The organism is Stenotrophomonas sp. AS012628 (genome assembly GCF_010608305.1).
Taxonomy (GTDB): Bacteria; Pseudomonadota; Gammaproteobacteria; order Xanthomonadales; family Xanthomonadaceae; genus Stenotrophomonas; species Stenotrophomonas geniculata.
The window spans coordinates 1-218 of sequence record NZ_VMBJ01000297.1 but is presented as its reverse complement, the minus strand read 5'-3'; the positions used below and the strand labels follow the sequence as shown (position 1 = coordinate 218).

1 protein-coding gene is annotated in these 218 nt (G+C 72.0%); it reads left to right on the top strand.

Going from position 1 to position 218, the window contains the following annotated elements; translation table 11 throughout:
• Window positions 1–218, top strand: a 218-nt coding sequence (locus tag G5A07_RS21995; RefSeq protein WP_191864046.1) for an alpha-hydroxy-acid oxidizing protein, incomplete at both ends; no start/stop codon positions are given.

The following is a 218-nucleotide window of genomic DNA, read 5'->3' as shown; positions in this document are numbered from 1 at the left end:
CCTCGGCTCCGACGACGCGCAGAGTCTGGCCGGCTACCTGGGGACGCTCTTCGATCCGTCGGTGACCTGGGCCGACCTGGAGTGGGTGCGCGAGCGGTGGCGTGGTCCCCTGCTGCTCAAGGGGATCATCGACCCGGACGACGCCCGCGCCGCGGTCGACGCCGGGGTGGACGGCGTCATCGTGTCCAACCACGGCGGTCGTCAGCTCGACCACGCAC